Genomic DNA, 19,351 nt, shown 5'->3' with positions numbered 1-19,351 from the left:
TAAATTCAGATAGCTGTCCTGACCATTAACACTTAAAAAGCCTCAACGGGTAATGTCTGTTGAGGCTTTATCGATCTTAGGTCGTGACGATCTCGATCTTACGTCGTGACTACTGTGATTTATACTTATGCAGCAGATCCCAAGGGATATGGCATAAGTGATGATCTTCAGGAAATAGGCTCAAATGATGCTGGTGGATATCATCACTCGCGACATAATGAATTAACGGCAATATCTCGAGTGCGATACGGTCGGCGTCGTCACGAGAGGCAACATAGTGCTTAGCTTCTGTTAAGTGTGCTGCGTTGGTGCTGTATACGCCTGTGCGGTATTTCTCTCCGACATCGACACCTTGTTGATTCACGCTGTAAGGGTCGATAATCTCAAACAAGTGTTCCATCAAAATCATTACAGACGTAACGCTTGGATCAAATTCAATTTGTACGCACTCTGCATAGCCATCGTAATCGCTTTGCGTCGACCCGTTTTCTGTTAGCTGGGCGCTTCCATTGGCACGGCCTGCTTCTGTGCTGATAACACCAGGAACGTACTTAATAAATTCCTGTACGCCCCATAAGCAACCGCCAGCTAAATAAATTTGTTCCATACTTACCTTTTACTTCTCTGTGTTTGTTGATATTTGTTCGATGTGTGAATCAATACGATGATACCCGCACGTATAAAAAAGCGTCTATAAAAATGAGCGCGCAAATAAAAACAAGCGTTTAGGTATTGTAAACCTGTGCGACTGAACAAACATAAGTTTAATATGATTTGTGATTATATAAGTCAGTATTGCTTTGTCATCAACTCGAATCTCAACATCAAGTGAGCGTGACTCTGAACATGTTTGATCAAATAAAAGACTTCATTAATCCGAGCAAGAACCCAGATCTTACTCAGGCCCATGAATACCAGCGTCAGCATCTGCCGACATTGTGGCTCTTGGGAAAAACGGGGGCGGGCAAGTCATCGTTTATTCAGGCGGTGACAGGTGACTCGTTTGTAGAAGTGGGTAATGGTTTTGCGCCTTGTACCATGACGGCGATGTCTTATGAATTCCCACAAGACAAACCCGTGATGCGCTTTCTCGATACCAGAGGACTAAGCGAAGCGAATTACGATGCGAAAGAGGATCTGGAAGAGATTGGTCAGGCAGGTAATGCGTTAGTCGTTGTAATGAAAGCCGACGAACCTGAACAATCCTCAGTGCTTGCGGCTCTAAAGCAGATTAAGAAACAGAAGAAAATTAAACACTTGCTGCTTGTTCATACTGCAGTGTTGTCTTCCAGTGAAATAGATCGAGCAAGGCAGGTTCAGTTCAACACCAACCAAGTAGAGAAGGCTTGGGGTAAAGAGTTTGAATCCGTCGCGGTGGATTTCGAAACGGATGACTCGAGCAATAACAGTGGTTCAATTTACAACTATGACATCTTGTTAGAAAAGCTGACCAGTATTCTTCCGGTGATCGGAATGATGGTGCAAGACAAAGAGCACTCCACACAGGAAGAAGCCAACTTTGATCAAGTAGAAAACGAAGTGCTTTGGTATGCGGGAAGTGCGGCAGCGAGCGACCTGATTCCGGGTGTTGGTTTGGTGTCGGTACCTGCGATTCAAGCGAAAATGCTACATAGTTTAGCGAATCAATATGGGGTCGAGTGGAACAAGAGAGTCTTCAGTGAGCTGATAGGCACTCTGGGAAGCAGCTTTGCTTTGCAATACGGAATGAAACTGGGCACTCGACAGTTGATAAAGCTGATTCCAGTTTATGGTCAAACGGTAGGGGCGGTGGCTGCAGCGGCAATGAGTTTCGGCACCTCTTATGGTTTAGGTCGCGCGGCTTGTTTTTACTTCTATCATAAGAACAAAGGCGAAGAAGTGTCTGAACAAGAGATGCAGAAGATCTACAAAGAATCCCTGAAAAAAGGAAAGGCGGCGTCGGGCTATGAAGAAAATTAGAAACCTATTTCGATTACTGGCGGTGCTATCGAGCGGCCGCTGGGGCATTGCTCTTATTTCGGCCATCTTCCCAAGCATTATCATGATGGGTTTTGGTGTCTTCTTGGCGATCAAATACGGTTACCTACTCGAAATGTCGATTGCCATTGCCGTGAGTACCTTGGTATTCACCATTCCCTTGTTCATTTCTAGTCGTTCTTCACGCGATTCTTCAAGCCGCTCTTCACGCCGATCTTCAAGTACGGAGCCCTTCTCAAATAAAGAGAGCGACGGCCTTGGCGAAGATGCTTCTGAATCTGAATCACAACATAACAAAGCTGATATCAACGATGCATTGGTTAAGGCTTCGACTGATTGGTCTCAAAAAGAACTGTCGATCTGGAATGATTCAAAACACCATGTACGCCAACAATTAATGGTCGACATAGAGTGGGGCAACCTAGACCAAACCGGTTTAGAAGTACTTGAGTTTGTGGCGAAAAAGTTTGATAAGAAATCGCTCGATTTCTCGATTCCTGAAGGGCTAAAGCTGTTCGAAGAGGTAAGCCGACGCTACAAACTGGTAGTGCGAGAGCATATACCGGGCATTGAGTATCTCAAGGTTTCTTACATTAAGGCGGGCTACGAAGCCTATGATAAATATGGCGAGCTAGGGCAGAAGATCGTTAAGGCCGCTATTTGGGGGAATCACCTCAAAAACCTCTATTTGAACCCGCTAAAAGTTGTTTCTGATTTAGGGAGAGAGCAAGCGACATCTTCAATGACAAGAGGTGTGGTTGATGACATGCAATACGCCGCCAAACAAGCCTTATTAGATGAAGTTGCGGCGGTGGCGATTGATCTCTATAGCGGACGTTTCAGCATTGAAGATGAAGCATTGAAAGCGTCCGATGTGTCTGAACTCGACGAACAACGCTTTGCTCCAGAGTTAGAGCCCGTGCGAATCGTGCTGGTGGGGCAAACGAGCTCTGGTAAATCTTCACTGATTAATGCCCTTAAGCAAGAGCTGGTTGCCGAAGTGGATGTACTGCCATCAACCGACACTTCAACGGTTTACAACGCGTTTGTCGACGACAATGATGTTCGCGTGGTTGATCTTCAAGGGCTTGATGGCAATCCTAAAACCGAAGCCTTAATGCTGAAAGAGATGACCCAAGCCGATGTGGTGTTATGGGTGCTTAAAGCCAATCAATCTGCGCGTGATTTGGATAAGCAATTGAAAGATAGATTTGATGCTTTCTATGACGATCCTAAGAACATCTCACGCAAGAAGCCGATTGTGGTGTCGGTTGTGAATCAGGTAGACAGATTAAAGCCTGTAGACGATTGGCAACCACCGTATGACTTAGAGAATCCAACATCGACCAAAGCAAAGATCATTGCTCAAGCGCTCGAATACAATCATATATTGCTGCAAACCGATATCGTGTTACCGCTGGCGATTGCGCCAGAAAAGGTACAGTTTGGTTTAGATACTTTAAGGCAGACGTTGATCGAGCGTATCGCTGACGCAAATAACGTGCAAAGAAACCGCCAACGTTTAGAAGCAATGAAAAGAGGCACGTCGGTTAAAGGCCAACTGAATAAAGCGGTCAAGGCGGGTAAGAAGGTTGCCCCCAGTGCATTGAAAGCAGCGACGCCAAAACTGGCTGAAATGGCCATCAAGCAAGTCGTGAAGAAAAAGTAATCCACGACTGCGGCTGCAAAACGGTTCTGGTGAGGCTTGAGACTCATCAGAACTGAGTTTTTAGAGCGTGAGAGCTTATCTTTTTTAGTTAAGGCTGAGAGCTTTAGTGCTTATCCTTTTTAGATCGGCGAGTTTTAGAGCTTGGCTTTTTAAGCTCAGTAGCTCTCTAGAAGACAGCTTTTTAGAAAACAGCCATCTTCGCCCCTTATTAGATAAGTATTGAGTTTAAAAGAGATTCGATATTATTAAGTAACTCGCTGAACTAGTTTAATAGTATATAAACGGCTGTGATTCACAGTTTATATAACATGCTATCGTATTTAATCATCATTCTAAATGTTGATCACATTTATACTTTTCTAAGCTTTATTTATAAAACAATTGCACTATATTTAAATTTCGGATCATCTTGATTTCAACGTAGGGATATATTGTGAACATGTATCTGAAATGGCAATCAACAACATGGCTAACCTTGTTAGCTTGGTATACCTTAGATCACCAGCTCTCGTTCCGCCTTTCTTCAGAGTAGTACCCTCTAGGCGTCACGCGCCAGCAAAGCAGCGTGCTTTGTTTACCTATCAGCAGCTTTGATAACCTTTGAACGCATGAATGTCGCACTTATTATTTCGTGCAGAATATTCGTTGTTTTGTCGTTATCGCTAATTATCTCAGCCTCTGTTTAGGTTCGATTAATAACTCATTATTTAACTTGTTTATTTTCATTGTTAATTTCCGTCTATCTTTATACGGAGCTATTAAATTAATGGTGAGGATTCGTGACATCTGAAGAAAATAGATTTCGACCTGATCGGAATGTATAGAAAGGTACTATTATGGAAAACTTCAAACATCTACCAGAACCGTTTCGTATTCGTGTTGTAGAGCCAGTAAAAAGAACAACGCGCGCCTATCGTGAACAAGCCATTGTCGACGCGGGGATGAACCCATTCTTACTGGATAGTGATGATGTGTTTATCGATTTACTGACAGACAGTGGTACAGGTTCTATCACCCAACGTATGCAAGCCGCGATGCTAATGGGTGATGAAGCTTACAGTGGTAGCCGCAGTTACTATGCATTGTCGAATGCGGTGAAAGATATCTTCGGTTACGAGTTGACGATTCCAACGCACCAAGGGCGCGGCGCAGAGCAGATCTACATTCCTGTTCTTATCAAGAAGCGTGAAATGGAGAAAGGGCTCGATCGCAGCAAAATGGTCGCCTTGTCGAACTACTTCTTCGATACAACACAAGGTCACACCCAAGTGAATTGCTGTGTGGCGAAGAACGTTTATACCAAAGAAGCGTTTGATACCTCGGTGAATGCGGACTTCAAAGGCAACTTCGATGTGGCGAAGCTGGAAGAAGCGATCTTAGAAGCGGGCGCAGCCAATGTTCCTTATATTGTGAGCACCATTACTTGTAACTCTGCTGGTGGACAGCCAGTGTCTATCGCCAATCTAAAAGCCGTTTATGAAATCGCTCAGAAGTACGATATTCCTGTGATCATGGACTCTGCACGCTACGCTGAAAATGCCTATTTCATTCAACAACGTGAATCGGGTTATCAAGATTGGACAATAGAACAGATCACGCGTGAATCCTACAAATACGCGGATGGCTTAGCCATGTCTGCTAAGAAAGATGCCATGGTACAAATGGGCGGCTTGTTGTGCTTTAAAGACGACGCTTTCATGGATGTGTACACAGAGTGTCGAACCTTGTGTGTCGTGCAAGAAGGCTTCCCAACCTATGGTGGCTTAGAAGGCGGCGCGATGGAGCGTCTTGCGGTTGGCCTTTATGACGGCATGCGCCAAGATTGGTTAGAGTACCGCATTGGTCAGGTTCAATACTTAGTTGATGGCTTAGAAGCGATGGGCATCGTGTGCCAGCAAGCAGGCGGTCATGCTGCGTTTGTGGATGCGGGTAAACTGCTTCCTCATATTCCAGCAGGTCAGTTCCCAGCACATGCTTTGGCGTGTGAACTCTATAAAGTCGCGGGTATCAGAGCGGTTGAGATTGGCTCATTGCTGCAAGGTCGCGACCCAGCAACCGGTGAACAACACCCATGCCCTGCAGAGTTATTGCGCCTTACCATTCCTCGCGCGACCTACACACAAACTCACATGGACTTCATCATCGAAGCATTTGAAAAAGTGAAAGAGAATGCAGGACAAGTGAAAGGGCTCGACTTTACCTACGAGCCGCCGGTGTTAAGACACTTCACTGCGCGCTTGAAAGAGGTAGAGACCAGCGAGAAACAAACAGAAAAAAAGAACGAACAAACGCTCGAAGAAGCATTTTAAAATAAAAACATAAGCGAATAGTCACTAGAACCCTAATCAAAGGCTCCCTCGGGAGCCTTTTCTTTATTGGATGATAGGGGAGTTATGTCGTTAAACAGCTAAGCCTTTAAGCCTTTACGCTTTTAAGTACTTAACCCGTTAATCATTTAGGCCTTTAGATGTTGAACTACGCTTGTTTGTTTTTCAGGGTAGATTTCAACATTTGGAATAACCACTGGTTCAAAGGCGTGTCTTTCTGTGAACGACGGCAGCTCATCACATAACCCACATCGATCGTCAGTTTTTCGGGTAAATCAATACTACGACAGCCTTCTGGTACGCTGCCATTGAGGGTGATACCAAAATAGTCGGATTTGAACACAACATCGTGAATCATCGCAGGGTGATCGACTTCCACTCTTGGGTTGACGTGAAATCCGATATTTCTAAGGCGATCAAGGATCGGGTATTTATTGTCATTCCATCCCGGGGTTTTAAATAGAATGATTGGGTAGTTGGCGAGCGACTCAAAGTCTTTCGCTGGATGATCCTCTCTTACGAAGAACACCACTTTTCCTTTGCCGAACTCCATTTGAGAAATTGACTGTGGCAAGGTTTCATCAAAGTAATGAACCGCTATGGATTCTTCGCCGTCGATGAGCCTGTTCCTCACATTGCTTCCCCACCGAACGAATGAGTAGTGAGCATGCGGGGCTTCTTTACTCAGAGCAAAGTAGAGCTTCGAGCCAAAGCGCTCCCAGAACAGTGTATTTGCGTAGATTTTGATATCACCTTGGTAAGTTTCTGGCGAAAATACTTGGTGTTTAATGGCTTCAACGCTGCTCAAGATCTGCTCAAAATTTTCGATGTTGGTTTCAACAAAAGTCGTGGGTTCAAACCCGTGTTTGGTTTGAATGAACAGTGGATCGTCGAGCTGCAACTTTAACTTCGAGAGGTTCTTGCTGATCGCCCCAGAGGTTTTGCCTAGCGACTCCGCAACCAGTCCAACATTGCGAAGTTCATACATACGCTTGATGACGAGGATATTTTGAATGTCTAGATTGATGTCCACAGGCTCTCCAAATGAATCCTTTTATAGGCAGTAATTTCGGTGCGGTAGGCGTACAGAAATTATGTGACTCTAATATCATAGTGGTAGTACAAAACAGATAAGACAGAACAGCGTCAGAACTTCGCTAATCCCTTGATTTTCCATTTGGTAAATCTTGCTTTTCCTCGAATGGCTTTCACTCAAGCGCTAAAGTTACCTCAACAAAGAAACACAGATACCAAGCGAACAAATAATTAAAAAGAATATGAGGTGATGTATGAAAAAGTTAATCGCACTAGGCTTAATGGCTCTTTCAATGAACACGGCTTTTGCTGCCGACGGTACGTATACAGGGACTATCGACATGACAAGAAGCGAAGGTAATCAAGTAAAGGCTGAGCGTGTTGAATCTGACTTAACACTGGAAGGAAGAAATGAAGCGTCTAACGGCGGAATCCAATTCCAAAAGAACGTAGATCAAGACCAAACGATCCAGCTTACAGGTCGTCGTGATTAACGTTAAAGATGTGCTTACCATTGTCATGAGAAATGCTGCGCCCTCGGGTGCAGCATTTTTCGTTATTGGGTTGTGGAGTATTTTATAAACTCTAGCGATCTAGCCTTGGCATGTTGTGTAACGTGTGGCATTTTGTTGTTCTCTAATTTAGATCGCTATTGGGTGTTGGTTAAGCATTACAAACCAGTAAGCGAACGACTCGAAAGGACAAGGAATGACTCAAAAAGAAACGGGAATGATTCGTCATATTCTACTGATTAAGTTTAAAGAAAACGCTGAAGCTTCAGAGGTTCAAAAACTAAAGATGCTGTTTGAAGCGATGCCTAACAAGGTTGAAGGGGTCACTTCAGTAGAATGGGGATTAAATGACAGCCCTGAAAACAAGAATCAAGGTTATACCCACTCGGTGTTAATGACGTTCGCCGATGAAGAAGGCCGCCAGAATTACCTTCCGCACCCTGAGCATGATGCGCTGAAAGATGTGTTTCGTCCGCTTTTAGAAGACATCATTGTGTTTGATTACTCCCTGTAATTAGGTTCTGAGTAGGTCTCTTGTGTTTGACTTACCTTCGATAATGAAGAGTTAGGGCCTAGCGTTTAAGCCCTAACTGAATAAGAAACGACTTACTCTGTTGGTGAAATCGTGACTGGTGCAAACGATGCGACAGCATTTCCGCCAGCGCCCGGACGGTCTACATAAGGCGTGTTCTGCATTAAGGTGTAGTACACGTCCACGAAGTCATCATCATTCACTAATACGCCATCAGGAATCACATCGATAATCTTGCCTGTTATCTGAGGGATGATCGCATAACCTTGAACTTCTGGATCAGGAATCATCTTCAGTATCTCTTCTGCGGCTTGAACTAAGAGTTTTGCTAGCGCTTTGTAGTCTGTGCCATCATCGTGTTCCATCAAGATCATGTCTGCAGCGCCCCAACGGTAGCGAGGCCAGAAGATGACGGTCTGGTTCGGGTAGTACGTCTGTTTGTCGTAGTCCAGATAAGGCATCTCAACGAGGTCGATCTGGGGCTCTAAACGACTTGAATCGACACCCGTCACGATAGCGTAGATTTCCGCTTTACCAGAGATCCAAGGTTCTTGGTCGACGGCTAAACGGATTTTGGTTAATTGTGTTGTATTCAATGGCTCAGGTTCCGACAAGGCCATCGAGCGACGAGCCCTGTTCATCAAAGACGATTTTTGAGGTTGACTCTCGTCGGCATTGGTATCGCTAACGGCATTGATTTGCGTTGTAGTACCCAGCTTTTGCATCTCTGCCTGCATCGCCATTAGGCCTGCTTTGAGCTCTTCAGCACCGTTACTATCAACCACAAACACTGGGACGTCTGGCATTTGGTACACGTCTAGTTCGTGAACTTGCCCATACACATCATAGGCTTCGATGTATTGCCAGTTTGAATCATCGCCTGATGGTTCGAAAGCAAACAGCGGGTTTTCACCATTATTCCAAGCTTCGATCATCGCTTCATCAGCCATGCGAACCTCTAACACAGAGTCGCTGAAGTCGTTGATCCCTTTCATCTTGCGATAACCAAGATCCGCTTTCTGCATCCGGCTTGAAAATGCAGAGTAGGGCTGAGTAGAGCTCAATTTATCTACAGGCGCGGATAAGTTCTTTTCTGAGATCTGAGCCTTCAATGAAAGCTCAAGATCGGAATAACGCTCGCTGATTTGTAACGCCAAAGATTGCTTTTGCGCAGCGCTACTTTCTGCAATACCTAATGAATCCGTTGTCTCAATATTTTGCGCAAAAGACTGGAAGCCAACCACTGTCGTTGCAAGCACCATACTGATAGGAAAAGATGGTCTCATAAATAATCCTTATTTTAATTTTTATCATTAATAGAGCATTTGCCCTATAAGGATTAACCTATCAGTAACGTGAATGTGTTCAAAAGTTAGTCAGTTATTTTTGTTTCGTTGTGCAGCACAGGATCTCAATTTAAACTGTTTTTATAAAACAATGCCTAAGTAACCTTGATATTTATAAATTAATAAACGTATCAGTAAATAACTTACAATATTATTAGCTACTACGGTGTTTCATAAAAAAACCTACTCAAAGTGAGTAGGTTTTTATTTCGCGGTTAACCGCTAGTTCTCGATTTACAACTTGTTTGAGAGGCTCGCTCTAACTCAATCTAAACGCAACGTTAGGCCAGAGTAGTTCGAGTATCCACGCAGTAACACATGGTAGGTTACGCCCGGTTGCGCGCTCACACTGCACTGCTCATTGTTTCCAGCGCGATAAGGGCGACAATCGTAACTCGATGTCGTTGGCTTGCTGCCCGATTTCACGTAAAGGTCGGCATCACCTGAACCACCAGACATTGAAACCGTCACGCTTGATGCAGAATCAACAGTGAACGTGTAGAAACTCTCTGAGGATTGATTCCCGCTTAGGTTCGCAATCGGTGTGCCTTTCGTCAGCACATTGCCAGTTGGAGGCGTGACACCACAACCTGCATTAACGCCTACGGTGTTAAAAGCATCTTCAACATCGGCAACCACATAACCCATGTCTGCTGCGGCTTTCGCTACGCCACAAGCACCGGCATCAAAGGTACTGTTTGCCGTCCAATACAGTTGGTTTGCGACCGTGAATATTTCAAAGCCCTTACGTACATTCCAACCCGATTTGTTCGTTAAAAGGTAAAAGGCGCGGTTATAAACACCGCTAGATAAGTGAACGTTCAAACCGTCGTAATATTGAGAGGCATGGTCAATCGAGCGACCATCTTTTGAAGGTTGATCAAAGTAACGCAAGCCACCTTCTGATTTGAATATATCGCTTCCGACAACCCAATCCACATTGCCACGCAAGTAGTATTCAGCCGCTTCACCCGCAATGTCTGAGAAGGCTTCATTCATACCACCCGACATATTTCGGTACACAAGACCGGAGTTTTGCTCTGTGAACCCGTGGCTGACTTCGTGAGCACTCACGTTGATATCGACTAATGGGTAAAAGGTATTTTTGCCATCTCCAAAGGTCATTGATGTACCATTCCAAAAGGCGTTTTCATAATCGGTACCGTAATGAACGCGCATCGTCAGCTGGAAAGTTAAAGGCGACGTGTTCATCCACTCTTTGTACATATCGAATACGACATTACCAAAATAGTGCGCATCGTTAAGAGGCGAGTAAGCCCCGTTAATGTATTTATGATCGGTGTAGTTGGTGCCGTCGGCACAGTTGTAACTGTAGGCTGCGCTGCCAGACGTTCCGTTCCTCAAATCGACTGTCTTAACTGATTCATTTTCTAACTTACAAGTTGTGCCTGTTTTGTCGATAGGAAAGCTAGGGAAGTCACTGCCATATTCATATCGAGTGGTTTTGAGGTTGCCACCTGGGCCAGTACCTAATGCTTTAGCGTGGTTTAGTCCATTCCATTTTTGGAGTACATCGCCAGTCGTGGCATCAATAAAGTAGAAAGGGCGCTCTGGCATTGAGGACGCGATAAAGAAATCGACCAGATACACCACTTGGGCGACTTGGTTCTCATCCAATCTCACCATCAGTTTCGCGTTTTTATTTTCAATCGACTTTTTGCCGACGGTAAACGTGCGATGAGCGGACAGTGCGGCTTCAATCGCTTGCTCTTGATTCAGCTTTGGCGCGATGCTGGATAAGTCTCCACTGATCCCTTGTGCCATTGAGCCAAATACCTGAGTGGGTTGGTTCTTGGAAAGGGTGGCCACGACCGAAGTATCAAAGACGGGTAAACCTAAGTGAGTTTGTTGGTAGCGGACTTTCGTTTTCCCATTGGGCAATACCACCCGTTTAACTTCAGAAAAACCTAATTCAAGTGGAGCAACACTCTTCGACTGAGCGACGAGGCTTTGTTGTAGCAGTGTATCGTTATCGACTCTGACCATTTCTGCAGCGTGTGCATTAAAGCCAAAAGATGTACCTAGAATAGCTGCTATTTTCCAGCTTAGTTGACGTTGTTGGTTCATTTTTCGTTCCTGATTTTAATATAAACTCCTTCTTCCCAACGGCTTTATAGGAAGTCTATATGCAACACATCTGTGCCATGTGTTGCGAATCAAGATTGGAAGAGCATTTGGAACTATGACAAGTTTATCGAGGAGATTGAATTTTATGGTATGTAAATCAAAGTTTACAAAAATCCTTATTGATCAAATTGTTTTTATAAAATCTAATTTTATTATTTATCGTAACTCGATGATGGGGCGGGAGTTATTAAACCCCGCTTTGTTTTAATTTATAGAATGAAACTGTCTAAGTTAACTTCGATATTTATTTTTTTATTTTAATTACAAATGAGTTAATAGATAGGTTTTTGGAAGTGGGAATATTGTCTTTATTATCAATAGTAAACTTTTTTTAACAATACCACTAAGTACAGATCTCACCTTTTTTAACACTTAGTCTCGTTAGATAGGAAAACATCTACATTTTCATGTTCAATCACAAACTAAGAACGATAAGTCATTGTTATGAATAAAGTAAGTCGCTTAAGATAGATCGCATAGGAAACTAGACAGAAAAACTCTGCATTTAAGTACAGAATTTCTCTGTCTAATAGCTGTTAGGCTTTACACGTAGTATCACGTACATACTAATATTAAGGATATACAAATGAATAAAACAAAATTGGAATTAATTGCTATTGCAGAGGCTGGAGCAAGTTTGATTTTAGATTCTTCTAAATACACAAAGCTAGAGCTAGTTGCAATTGCTAAGTCTATTCAAGAAGGCTGTTCACTAAGTCTAGAAAACTGTCAATCCAAAACTAAATTAGAGCTTATAGCTATCGCAAAAGCTGCACCAACAAAAGTCACATTTCAGTAAATATTTTCAGGAGTTTTAATTATGGTTCAATTTCGAGTTGAAACAGTTTTAGATAAATCTACGCAGCGTTATTTTATCGAGCTATATGATAGTGAGGGTAGTGAGCCTATTGTTGTAGGTAAACCAATTTATCTTAGCCACGAGCATGCTATGGCAGATGCAGTTGAAATATTTAAGCAAGCTATGCCGTCTCAGCCAATAAAGGCATGGAGAGAGCAATAAAGCCTAACAAACTGTTCAAGAGGGATTCGCAACGCGTGGCATTTTCGCTATGCGTCGGTTTTAGTGTTTAAGGTGGTATGCGGCGGCATCGGTATTGCGTTGCTCACCCCTTAACAGGGCTACATGGACTCCCTCTTTTGTCAACAATAGCTCCCGCTGACAACAGTGGATCGGACAGCAGCTCTACATTCGGTGTTTAATCGGATTCGTTCCGTCACCTTGATGATATTCGCTTGATGCCAGCCTCATTCGTTAAACAGTATTTATTACTTCCCAATTAAACAGGTTTAGGCATCTCGGTCTGGTCATATTGTCATCATTTGCTATTGCTTTGACTCGGTGAGTGTTAACCGTTTACATAGTTAATCTTGTACTCTTTTCCCGTTGTTAATAATGCCCATATTATACGAGCGTTCTTTGCTGCTAGGGCGACAGCTGCTCGTTTATAACCTCGTCGTTCAACGAGTTGATTTAACCAAATACTGTTGCGATCGGTTTTCTCTTTACATCGTGCAATAACGGCTCTTGCGCCATGAATAAGTAGAGTGCGAATGTGTTTTTCGCCTCTTTTGCTGATGCGACCAAGATGAACATGACCACCTGTTGAGTATTGTCTTGGAACCAACCCTATCCAAGCAGCGAATTGGCGGCTGGAGCCAAATTGTTTGGCGTCATTGACTGTCGCGACAATGGCACTTGCACTGTGTTCACCGACACCTGGAATATCCATGAGGGTTTTGGCTGATGCCTTCTCTCGGATTAAAGCAGAGACTCTGCGATCATAGTGCAGTACTTCTAGGTTAAGGTGTTGAATCTTGTTCGATAGATCTTGAAGTAGCTCTCGAGCGAGTATAGGCAAACCATTTTCTGCATCTTCAAGGACGCTACCAATGGTGTTTTGAGCCGAGTAGCGACCCTGCGGCATCACAATGCCAAATTCGGAAAGCAAACCTCTGAGCTGGTTAATAGTCGCCGTTCTTGTTTTAATTAGCCCCTGTCGAATACGGTGCAGGCAAAGCACAGCTTGTTGCTCTTCACTTTTTATAGAGACAAATCGTGTTTTGGGTCTAGATACCGCTTCACAGATGGCCTCTGCGTCATTGGCATCGTTCTTCTCATTTTGTCGATATGGAATAACGAATTTGGACGCCATAATTTTCGGGTTATGACCTAGTTTCAGTAGCTCTCTCGCCCAGTGGTGTGCACCAGAGCACGCCTCCATACCGATGAGGCAGGGCGGTAACTTCGCGAATGTGTCTAAGAGTTTGTTTCTTTTGACAGTTTTGCATAGGACGCACTTGCCATATGCATCAACGCCGTGAATACTGAATACATTCTTGGCGAGGTCAACGCCAATAGTTTGAATGGTGGACATAGTAACCTCCAGTTCTTCAGCGTGTACTAAGTAAGTATGGCACGCAGAGTGTCAGGTAGAGGGAGTCCATATCATTCGTTAGGTTTAGGACGTAGGTGCGTAAATATCGACCGAATCATTACGCTGATGTAGTTTTAAAAATGTTCATAGGCTGGAAAGTGGGCGATGAGCTAGAAACATTAGCAATATCTGCCAAATGAAGTTACTGAACCAAAAATTGAGCATTAAAAGAGATTTACAAATGAAGATGAAAGAAGTAATTGATGATTTATTCAATGAAAATACTAATTATGCAACACCAGATCAAGCGACAAACCAAGCAAGCTCTTTAGTGTCTTTATCAACGGATTTATATACAGATTCAAAACGTTTCATTTACGAGCTTTTACAAAATGCAGATGATTCGTCAGAGCCAGAAAGTACGGTAAAAGTTTGGATAAAGATATTCGGGAATTCTCTAGTTGTAGCTCATTCAGGCCGAAAGTTTAGTCCTCGTGATATAAGAGGTATTTGTAATGTTAATAATGGAACTAAAAAAGAAGACTCAAGTAAAACGGGCTATAAAGGTATAGGGTTTAAGTCAGTTTTTGGACAGTCTGATAAAGTTACGATTTTTACCGATAATGAATTTTTTAGGTTTGACGCATCCTATCCATTTGATTGGATATGGGATGGTACAAAAGATGAGTGGGAAGCAAAAAGTGATAGAGAGTTTGTTAACCCGTGGCAGATAACTCCTATTTACACCGAAGTAAGTGAAGGGATTTTGAAGCCTATAGAACTATATCTAAATACAATAAAAGCAAATGTAGCGACAATTATCGAATTAAATGATAAAGGCGATGTTCTTTTGGCTCTCAAAGAATTGTCAGAAGATGTCAATATGTACCTTTTCCTGAAAAGTATTTCATCAATTAATTTTGACATAGATAATAGAAAGCATATTGAAATAGATCGTTCTGAAAGTAACCGTATAGTTTTAAAAAATGGTCAAAGCGAACAAAAAAAATGGTTGACTAGCTCTATAACATTGAGCGTACCTAGTGATCTAAAAGTCGCTCTTCAAGATGAAAGGAATATACCCGACAAGCTATTAAATGCCGAAACCATTGAGTTAACACTTGCTGCAAAAACAGGTACTGATGGAATAGTAAAACTGTATCAGAATGAAAGACGAATATATTCTTATTTACCTACAGAAGAAACTAAATACTCACTACCTGTTTTAGTAAATACTAGTTTTCTCACCAACGCAAACCGAGAGCACCTTCACGCAGACTCAAAGTGGAACCAATGGCTGTTTAAGAGTATTTCGGTTGAAATATTCAAATGGATTGCACGCTTAGTTGATACTGAATATCAGTATCAAGCTTATAAGTTGATTCCAGATAGAATACACAATGATGAATTGGGAACGCAATTTAATATAGGTAGGCAAGAAGCTATCGAAACTGTTGCTTTTGTGCGAGAGAAACCGAAATCATTAGTTAAAATTAAAGACTCAATAATCGATTTTACTTTCCTATCGAGAAAGTCATTTATTGGTGAGGAAGCGATAAAATCATTCATTATCGGTTCTGAATCAACAGGGAAAGAAAGTACTAAAGTCTTTGTCGAAAACACTGGATTTGGTAAGGAGTTTAAAGCATTAGGAGCGAGTACTTTTGAATGGAAATGTTTAGCTGAATTCGTTAAATCAAAAGGCTTTATTGATGATCATTCGATAGAAAACAACATAGAGTTAATAAAGCACCTTAAATTTCTTTCTGAAAAAGAAACTTTTGAAAGCATTACTAACGCACAACTTAGTAAATTAGCTTTTATTTGGGATCATAAAGGGGCTTTAAACGCACCATACAACATTTATTTTCCAACAAGTAAGGACACAAACTGGAATGTAAAAGATAGTGAATTATCTTTTATTCACCAAAGCCTGCAAGATTGGCTCTCAACTGAAATTGATATCAGATCATGGCTCGGGAATCTTGGGGTGGTTGAAAAAACAGATATCAGCTTTATTACTAAAACAATAATCCCTAATGCAGAAAGTTATATTACAGAAGAAAATGCAGTTAAAACCATGCATGACCTATTTTCTCTTTATAAAAAAGGTGACTTAACTGCAGGTGTTCTTTCAAGTTTATCGAACCTAAAACTGTTGACTGTTCAAGGATGCCTGATAAAGGCAAGTGATTGTTTTTTATCGAAAATATATTCACCTCGTCTAGAAATAGAAGGAATGCTAAATAAAGATATATTTGTTAGTGATGTTTATTTAACTACAAAAGCAGATACAGATGAATGGAAGAGGTTTTTTAAATTTCTTGGTGTTCAAGATGGAATAACTTGTATAACAATTGAAGATAAAACAAGCCGAACAGAACTGGTGACACAAGGCTATTTAAATAGTTATTTTGATGGGAGTGATAAAAAATTCAAACCCTGGCAAACAACGTTTACAGCTGATACTTATAGTAAAATATCAACTCTTAAGTTTATTAACGACTCAATTGATAATTACCAATTCTCTCTACAGTTTTGGAGAGATATTGTTGAAAATTGCTCTGCTACAGATCTAATTTCATTTCCAATAGCGTTCTGGGGTAACTCTGGTAGGCCAGGTAGAACAAGTGGTGACGAAGTTGGTATTTATATCTCATGGTTTATTAAAAACCTCAAGTGTATTCCTGTTGTTACTAAGGAATGTGAATCATCAGATAAAGTACTTCTTAATACAGAAGAAATGAAGAAAATTGCAGGTAATTACCTACCCATGTTTGATGGTGATCAATTAACACCTAATTGGCTCTCATTCTTTGACTTTAAAACTTCTTTAGAGAATGCTGACTATCTAAAACTTCTTAAAGAAATATCAAAAGACACAACTGAAAAAGGTGATGTTAAAAAGAAAAATATCGAAAGAATACAGTTAGTCTATAAAGAGTTATTGACTAAGTGTGTTAATTGGAATGAACAAGAGTTAAAACAAGTTGGAGAGTGGGCCAAAGACTCACAATTGCAAAATACTAGTGGCACTCCTGTAAGTTGCAGTTCTTTGAAATATTTCTTGGATGGAAATAGCAAAATATTCCATGATGAGTTTTATTTTTTAGAATTGAATGCAGAAAACAAAAACAACCCTAATTTAAAATCATTTTTAAAGGCTTTCAATATTAAAGTTTTGAAACAAAGTGATTTTGAGCTAATTAAAACAACTCCTGAAAAATCTAACGAATTCATAACTAAACTAGAAAATATAATTCCGTATTTTAAAGTTTGGATAATTAATGAATGTAGTGATGATACAACTAAAGAAAATATTGCAAAGTTAGACGATAAATTGTCGAAGTTAGAAGCTATTGAAGCTGATGCATTACAAATTAAATATGCTGATATCGACTTCATTAGAAATGTTAATTTGCATTTTGATGAGAATAATTTTTATGTGACAAAGCCGTGGAATGCGAATCGAGTATTAATAGAACTTTCAGATAAGCTATGCAATTACTTTGAGTTACTAGGTCACGATAAGAAACTAGATTTTCTCTTAAGGTCAGAAAATAGTGAAATAAACGATCATTTCAAAGAATTGTGTATTGAGATTTTAGATACTGAATTACTAATCAATAAGCAAACATCTGTAACAGGTGAAACTATTCAAGCACCTTTGGCTAGTAAAACTATACGCTCATTTGAAGAGCTTGAAGAAGAAGTAGAGATAAAGGGTATTTCCCCAAGTTTCTTTCATATCCCTTCAGCAGATTATGAACGGCTAAAGTATGTCCAAGGGTTAATATCAAGAGCAGTAAAAAACATTGTTAACTACTTAAATTATTTACCCGAATACGATTGCTCTAATCACTATGAAATAGCCAAAAGTATTATCGGAGGTATCACTAAGAATGGAAAAAATGTAACCGTAGTCGCTAGACCTTCAGATAATGATGAAGTTCTGCTTTATTACACTGCAGAGTTTGATGTGCTGCAGTATGTAGATGCTGAGCTATGGTGCGAAGATGGCAAAAATACGCCCCAAAAGATCACTTTGGGACAATTTCTTAAGTTAACAGAAATAAATAAAATTCCGGTAACCAGGTTAGCTATTTCAAGTACTGAAGTAACAGAGTTATGTAACAAACAAAAATCTATAACGCACGAATTTAATGCAGTTCCTTTAGCACCTTTTCAGGTTGCTAAAATAATAGCTTCCTTCGCAAATACAGAAGGCGGTACTTTAGTCTTTGGAATCAACGAGGTTACATCAACTCTGAATGAGACAGTTGGCATAAGCTCTGATTACCGAATTGGTGAAATCATGACGGAAGCAATTTCATTCCTCTCACAGAAGCCTGAGGTTATTTGTGATTGGGTAGATAGTAATGCTAAACGGCTTTTTGTTATAAAGACCGAAAAATCCAAAGATATAATATCCCTCGGCGATGAAATATATATAAGAGAAGGAAGCGAAAATAAACTTAAACATGAGACACCTCCTCAAGCAGAGAAAACTTTATCAAAGCCAAGCTTTGAAAAAACAGTAGCACTTATTATTGGTATTGAAAATTACGCTACTAGAGAACAAAACCAGATTCCTCCGGTTAAATATGCTGAGCGAGATGCTCATTTGTTTAAGACAGTTTTAATTGATGAATTAGGTGTAGAAGAAGAAGATATTCATTTAATTCTTAATGAAGAAGCATTACAAAGCAGCTTGCAGTATGACCTACAAAGCCTTTTCTATGAACTATCCTCAAAAGATCGACTTATTTTTTATTATGTTGGTCACGGCTTTCATAACGGTGTAACTAATTACTTATCTACTTACGATATGCACCCAATGAATGTTGATAAAACTGCAATTTCACTTCGCGATATCTTATTGGATCCTCTGTCTAAATCGGAGTGTAATTCTGCGATGATTTTTATTGACGCTTGTGCACAGTCATTTGTATGTGACAATAGCAGGAATACGCTGTCAAATATTGATGTGGATGAAATAAAGCTCGTATTAAGTGATAGTAACTATCTGGCATCATATTTCTCGTGTCAACCGGGACAAAGCTCGTATTCATGTGATAACTTGAAGCAAGGGATTTGGACCTACCACCTATCTCAAGCTATAAAAGGTGAGAAACCTGAAGCAATTTTGTCAGAAAAATACGTGACAGATAGATCGTTGAGTGACTATTTGGCTAAATCAGTAACATCCTATGCTAACGACGAGCTTGGATATGCTCAAAATCCAAAGTCAATCTTAGATGCGGATAGCGAAAATGTGTTAGTTCAAATTTCATAAGACCAAGGCCAAGCTATAAATTTTCACCTGAGAAAATGGTCATAAACAAAAAGAAAGTTGTGACGTTCAACTTCAATTGTTCGAGTTATTTATAACCCGATAAAATGTCTATG

13 protein-coding genes are annotated in these 19,351 nt (G+C 41.0%); 8 read left to right on the top strand and 5 right to left on the bottom strand.

The window, feature by feature from the left end; genetic code table 11:
• Window positions 1-109: 109 nt before the first annotated feature.
• Window positions 110-607 carry a peptide-methionine (S)-S-oxide reductase gene (locus tag AACT19_RS18595; protein WP_076648044.1) on the bottom strand — a complete coding sequence of 166 codons (498 nt, stop codon included), beginning with the start codon at window positions 605-607 and terminating at the stop codon, window positions 110-112.
• Window positions 608-846: 239 nt separating this feature from the next.
• Between AACT19_RS18595 and AACT19_RS18590 the strand changes: the two genes are divergently transcribed.
• The 3 genes from AACT19_RS18590 (at window position 847) to tnaA (ending at window position 5,955) form a co-directional block, all read left to right on the top strand.
• Entirely contained in the window at window positions 847-1,959 is a 1,113-nt protein-coding gene (locus tag AACT19_RS18590) for a YcjF family protein (RefSeq protein WP_076648041.1), read from the top strand.
• Window positions 1,946-3,646, top strand: coding sequence for a GTPase family protein (locus AACT19_RS18585; RefSeq protein WP_076648038.1), 1,701 nt, complete (start codon window positions 1,946-1,948; stop codon window positions 3,644-3,646). The genes AACT19_RS18590 and AACT19_RS18585 overlap by 14 nt, the downstream gene beginning before the upstream one ends.
• An 836-nt stretch (window positions 3,647-4,482) precedes the next feature.
• Complete coding sequence (gene tnaA, locus AACT19_RS18580; protein WP_076648035.1) at window positions 4,483-5,955, top strand: tryptophanase; 1,473 nt, start codon at window positions 4,483-4,485, stop codon at window positions 5,953-5,955.
• A 166-nt stretch (window positions 5,956-6,121) separates the two neighbouring features.
• On the opposite strand, the gene AACT19_RS18575 is transcribed toward tnaA, so the two are convergent.
• Complete coding sequence (locus AACT19_RS18575) at window positions 6,122-7,006, bottom strand: LysR family transcriptional regulator (RefSeq protein WP_076648032.1); 885 nt, start codon at window positions 7,004-7,006, stop codon at window positions 6,122-6,124.
• Between the two features lie 256 nt (window positions 7,007-7,262).
• Between AACT19_RS18575 and AACT19_RS18570 the strand changes: the two genes are divergently transcribed.
• Together AACT19_RS18570 and AACT19_RS18565 are read left to right on the top strand one after the other, a co-directional pair.
• The gene (locus tag AACT19_RS18570; protein WP_017081013.1) at window positions 7,263-7,502 is read left to right on the top strand and encodes a hypothetical protein; all 240 of its coding nucleotides are present in this window, start codon (window positions 7,263-7,265) and stop codon (window positions 7,500-7,502) included.
• A gap of 214 nt (window positions 7,503-7,716) precedes the next feature.
• Entirely contained in the window at window positions 7,717-8,034 is a 318-nt protein-coding gene (locus tag AACT19_RS18565; protein ID WP_009846539.1) for a Dabb family protein, read from the top strand.
• Window positions 8,035-8,126: 92 nt separating this feature from the next.
• Here the strand turns inward: AACT19_RS18565 and AACT19_RS18560 are convergent, their stop codons facing one another.
• Both AACT19_RS18560 and AACT19_RS18555 read right to left on the bottom strand, forming a co-directional pair.
• A complete protein-coding gene (locus tag AACT19_RS18560) occupies window positions 8,127-9,338 on the bottom strand; it encodes a DUF3103 domain-containing protein (protein WP_076648029.1) in 1,212 nt (403 codons plus the stop codon).
• Window positions 9,339-9,662: 324 nt separating this feature from the next.
• The gene (locus AACT19_RS18555; protein ID WP_076648026.1) at window positions 9,663-11,486 is read right to left on the bottom strand and encodes a M4 family metallopeptidase; all 1,824 of its coding nucleotides are present in this window, start codon (window positions 11,484-11,486) and stop codon (window positions 9,663-9,665) included.
• 646 nt (window positions 11,487-12,132) lie between these two features.
• Here AACT19_RS18555 and AACT19_RS18550 point away from each other — a divergent pair.
• Both AACT19_RS18550 and AACT19_RS18545 read left to right on the top strand, forming a co-directional pair.
• Complete coding sequence (locus AACT19_RS18550; RefSeq protein WP_076648024.1) at window positions 12,133-12,345, top strand: hypothetical protein; 213 nt, start codon at window positions 12,133-12,135, stop codon at window positions 12,343-12,345.
• Between the two features lie 21 nt (window positions 12,346-12,366).
• The gene (locus AACT19_RS18545) at window positions 12,367-12,567 is read left to right on the top strand and encodes a hypothetical protein (RefSeq protein ID WP_076648021.1); all 201 of its coding nucleotides are present in this window, start codon (window positions 12,367-12,369) and stop codon (window positions 12,565-12,567) included.
• A gap of 346 nt (window positions 12,568-12,913) precedes the next feature.
• Here the strand turns inward: AACT19_RS18545 and AACT19_RS18535 are convergent, their stop codons facing one another.
• Window positions 12,914-13,942 carry an IS110 family transposase gene (locus AACT19_RS18535; RefSeq protein WP_076648018.1) on the bottom strand — a complete coding sequence of 343 codons (1,029 nt, stop codon included), beginning with the start codon at window positions 13,940-13,942 and terminating at the stop codon, window positions 12,914-12,916.
• A gap of 241 nt (window positions 13,943-14,183) precedes the next feature.
• On the opposite strand from AACT19_RS18535, the gene AACT19_RS18530 reads away from it, so the two are divergent.
• Window positions 14,184-19,238: a sacsin N-terminal ATP-binding-like domain-containing protein gene (locus AACT19_RS18530; RefSeq protein ID WP_076648015.1), complete on the top strand. Its 5,055-nt coding sequence runs from the start codon at window positions 14,184-14,186 to the stop codon at window positions 19,236-19,238.
• The last annotated feature ends 113 nt before the right edge of the window (window positions 19,239-19,351 follow it).

The organism is Vibrio sp. 10N.222.47.A9, assembly GCF_963872585.1.
Classification (GTDB): Bacteria; Pseudomonadota; Gammaproteobacteria; order Enterobacterales; family Vibrionaceae; genus Vibrio; species Vibrio splendidus.
Note: the sequence above shows the minus strand (reverse complement) of the source record. Positions and strands in the feature narration are given on the sequence as shown.

What these genes read in the sequence shown, in the direction of transcription:
- AACT19_RS18595 (WP_076648044.1), bottom strand. Translation starts at nt 607, where the DNA reads ATGGAACAAATTTATTTAGCTGGCGGTTGCTTATGGGGCGTACAGGAA.
- AACT19_RS18590 (WP_076648041.1), top strand. Translation starts at nt 847, where the DNA reads ATGTTTGATCAAATAAAAGACTTCATTAATCCGAGCAAGAACCCAGAT.
- AACT19_RS18585 (WP_076648038.1), top strand. Translation starts at nt 1,946, where the DNA reads ATGAAGAAAATTAGAAACCTATTTCGATTACTGGCGGTGCTATCGAGC.
- tnaA (WP_076648035.1), top strand. Translation starts at nt 4,483, where the DNA reads ATGGAAAACTTCAAACATCTACCAGAACCGTTTCGTATTCGTGTTGTA.
- AACT19_RS18570 (WP_017081013.1), top strand. Translation starts at nt 7,263, where the DNA reads ATGAAAAAGTTAATCGCACTAGGCTTAATGGCTCTTTCAATGAACACG.
- AACT19_RS18565 (WP_009846539.1), top strand. Translation starts at nt 7,717, where the DNA reads ATGACTCAAAAAGAAACGGGAATGATTCGTCATATTCTACTGATTAAG.
- AACT19_RS18560 (WP_076648029.1), bottom strand. Translation starts at nt 9,338, where the DNA reads ATGAGACCATCTTTTCCTATCAGTATGGTGCTTGCAACGACAGTGGTT.
- AACT19_RS18555 (WP_076648026.1), bottom strand. Translation starts at nt 11,486, where the DNA reads ATGAACCAACAACGTCAACTAAGCTGGAAAATAGCAGCTATTCTAGGT.
- AACT19_RS18550 (WP_076648024.1), top strand. Translation starts at nt 12,133, where the DNA reads ATGAATAAAACAAAATTGGAATTAATTGCTATTGCAGAGGCTGGAGCA.
- AACT19_RS18545 (WP_076648021.1), top strand. Translation starts at nt 12,367, where the DNA reads ATGGTTCAATTTCGAGTTGAAACAGTTTTAGATAAATCTACGCAGCGT.
- AACT19_RS18535 (WP_076648018.1), bottom strand. Translation starts at nt 13,942, where the DNA reads ATGTCCACCATTCAAACTATTGGCGTTGACCTCGCCAAGAATGTATTC.
- AACT19_RS18530 (WP_076648015.1), top strand. Translation starts at nt 14,184, where the DNA reads ATGAAGATGAAAGAAGTAATTGATGATTTATTCAATGAAAATACTAAT.